This window comes from Vogesella mureinivorans, from assembly GCF_007644035.1.
In the GTDB taxonomy this organism is placed as follows: Bacteria; Pseudomonadota; Gammaproteobacteria; order Burkholderiales; family Chromobacteriaceae; genus Vogesella; species Vogesella mureinivorans.
On record NZ_VMTV02000141.1, the window covers coordinates 1 to 296 of the forward strand.

The 296-nt window shown below is 69.9% G+C and carries 1 protein-coding gene; it reads right to left on the reverse strand.

All coding sequences use genetic code 11. The annotated features are described in order from the left end of the window. On the reverse strand, positions 1-296 hold a 296-nt coding region (locus FLQ44_RS04825; RefSeq protein WP_147693323.1), incomplete at both ends, for a fumarylacetoacetate hydrolase family protein.

The window sequence follows — 296 nt, forward strand, 5'->3', positions numbered from 1 at the left end:
GCGTGCTGGGCTTGCCCTCGCGGATGATCTCCAGCATGCGCTTCTCGGCCAGGCACGAGGCGCCCTTGCCCTCATCCTCGTTGGCCACGGTGCCGGAGCCGACGATGCTGCCGGCCACCAGCGGGCGGGTCTTCGCGGCATGGGCGATCAGCTGGGCGAAGCTGAACTGCATGTCGACGCCGGCCTCGGGCGCGCCGAACCACTCGCCGTTGATATGGCTGAGCAGCGGCAGGTGGACCTTGCTGTCCCGCCAGTCCTCGCCCAGCTCGTCCGGGGTCACGAACACCGGCGACAGG